3 protein-coding genes are annotated in these 2,745 nt (G+C 30.2%); all 3 read left to right on the top strand.

What is annotated here, in order from left to right; translation table 11 throughout:
• Window positions 1-130 precede the first annotated feature (130 nt).
• Complete coding sequence (locus tag ACH2BP_RS12705) at window positions 131-1,321, top strand: hypothetical protein (RefSeq protein WP_395060472.1); 1,191 nt, start codon at window positions 131-133, stop codon at window positions 1,319-1,321.
• 501 nt (window positions 1,322-1,822) lie between these two features.
• A complete protein-coding gene (locus ACH2BP_RS12710) occupies window positions 1,823-2,386 on the top strand; it encodes a gluconate 2-dehydrogenase subunit 3 family protein (RefSeq protein ID WP_395060474.1) in 564 nt (187 codons plus the stop codon).
• 7 nt (window positions 2,387-2,393) lie between these two features.
• The coding region (locus ACH2BP_RS12715; RefSeq protein WP_395060476.1) for an NAD(P)-binding protein at window positions 2,394-2,745 on the top strand (352 nt) is incomplete at its 3' end.

Below are 2,745 nucleotides of genomic sequence, written 5' to 3' on the forward strand. Positions count from 1 at the left end.
CTGGAAGATTTAATGGACGACGATAAAATCTACAGAACTAACGAAACTTTAATTCCAAATTTCCTTAGAATTGCCATAAATGATTTGATGAAAACAAAGAAGATGTTATCTAATTAGAAAATTTTAGTATATGATTTTAAAATATCGGGAGTTATTTAATACTCAATTTACAAATAAAAAATATCAAGAATTTAAAGATGATATTGCTTCCGATTTTGATTATATGCCCACTTTTCGAGTAGCCGAAACGCCATTTTTTATTTCAAATGAATTAAAAGAACAATTGATTGAAGGATGTAATGAAGTTATAGCTTTAATTAAACAAGACAACTTTAAGGGTCTTACTGATAAAGCATTAGAATTAAATCATAAAGTTCTAAACGAGGACGAACATACCACCTTTTTAGCTATTGATTTTGGAATTTGTGAAGAACATGGCATAGTTATACCTAAATTAATTGAAGTGCAAGGTTTTCCTTCTCTATATAATTACCAATTTAATTTATATGAGAAATTCAAAAATCATTATCCTTTTCTTAGTGAATTAACGCCATTCTTTAACGGAATTGAACCACAGGAATATCTCTCAATTCTTGAAGAAGTTATCTGTAACAATCATCCTAAAGAGAATGTAATTCTGCTTGAAATTGAACCGGAAAAGCAAAATACAAAAATTGACTTTTATTATTGCCACAGAGATATTGGGATTCCAATAATTTGCGTGACAGAACTAATCAAAAAAGGAAAGAAACTATTCTATAAAAATGAAAATGGCGATGAAATTCTGGTAAAACGAATCTACAATCGCGTTATTTTTGATGAATTAGATTTGAGAACTGATTTGAAGCTAAATTTCCATTTTTCAGATGATTTAGATGTAGAACGGGCAGGGCATCCTAACTGGTTTTTCAGAATCAGTAAGTTTATTTTACCTTTCTTAAAAGGAAAATATTTCATAGAAACTACTTTAGTAAGTGATCTAAAAGAAATTCCGGAAGATTTAGAAAATTATGTGCTTAAACCTTTATTTTCATTCTCGGGAACAGGTGTCATTTTTCATGTAAAAAAAGAAGATATCCAAGCAGTAGTTGACAAAGAGCTTTATATTCTTCAGAAAAAAGTAAACTACATTCCGATTGTCCAATCTCCGGACGGAAAAGTAAAAGCCGAAGTTCGTGTACTTTGTGTTTGGAAAAAAGAAGATAGTACACCTACTCTACTTTGCAATTTAGTCCGATTGAGTCGAGGCGAAATGATTGGCGTTAAATTCAATAAAGACAAAGATTGGGTTGGCGGGATTATAGGATTGTTAGAGCGATAAAGGTATTTTCTACTTTATATCGCTGGCATTTTGTAGTAGTAATTCTATTTTTTATATATTCTAAACATTCTATTTTTTTTTAATATTTTCGTTTCTTGTAAAATATTTTTGAGATATAACTTTAATGGTTTTTTCCTACACTACTTTTTAAGGTAAAACACTATTCTTATTGTTTCTTTTTTAAGCAATGAAATCTAATTTATTGATTTTCAAATTTATTTAACAAGATAAACCTGATAAATTTTTAATTAATAAGCTTTTTTTTATGATGATTCTAATTAAAATATTTTTTTTTGGTTGCATAAATAGCAATTTAAAATTGTATCCAATCAAAAATCATAAACATATAGATTAAATTTTCAAAAAATAATAATTATTTGATAATAATTGCATACTTCCCTATATAATTTTACGATTATAGTAGTAAATTTAGTAATATTGAAAGGTTGTAATAATTACATATTTACATTAAAATAATAGACATATCTAACAATTTGACAAATGAATAGAAGAGAAGCACTTAAAAATGTTGCGTTTTTGATGGGAAGCGCAATCTCAGTAACCTCGATGGGCATTTTATTTGAAAGTTTTACTTTACCTGAAATAGAAAAGAATCATGTTTCATTTTCTGCCAAAGATGAAGAGTTGCTTGCTGAATTTGCCGATATCATTATACCTACTACAGCATCGTCACCTGGAGCAAAAGCTGCGGGACTCGGGGCTTTTATTCCTATGATGATTAGAGATTGCTATCCAGCAAAAATGCAAGAAATTTTTGCTTCGGGGATGAAAGACATGCAAGCAAAATGTTTGAAAAACTTCAATAAAGATTTCTTGGCGATGTCAATTGAAGAACGTCAGAAGATAATGACTGACTTAAAAAATGAGACGATTGCCAATGATAAAGCTCCTTCTTTCTTTTTGATTGCACGTGATTTAACTATACTAGGTTATTTTTCATCAGAAATAGGTTGTACTCAAGCGCGAGAATACCTTCCAGTTCCTGGTAGATATGATGGAAGTGCGGACTATAAACCAGGACAAAAAGCTTGGGCAACAAACTAATTTCATATTGATATCGGCTATCTTAAAATATTTTAAAAATCAAAAAAAAATACTACAAGTGAATATAAATACTGATTTAAAAAAACAGAATACATATGATGCTATTGTTGTAGGATCTGGTATTAGCGGTGGTTGGGCTGCAAAAGAGCTTACCGAAAAAGGATTACGAGTTTTGATGTTGGAACGCGGAATGAACATCGAGCATGTTAAGGATTATGAATCTGCCATGAAGGATCCATGGGAATTTCAGCATGCAGGTAAACTTACAGAGGAGCAAAAAGCAACGCATCCGGTTCAAACAAGAGATTATCCATACAATGAAGCTACTGAAAAATGGTGGGTAAATGATATTGAATGTC

The organism is Flavobacterium sp., assembly GCF_043756175.1.
Taxonomy (GTDB): domain Bacteria; phylum Bacteroidota; class Bacteroidia; order Flavobacteriales; family Flavobacteriaceae; genus Flavobacterium.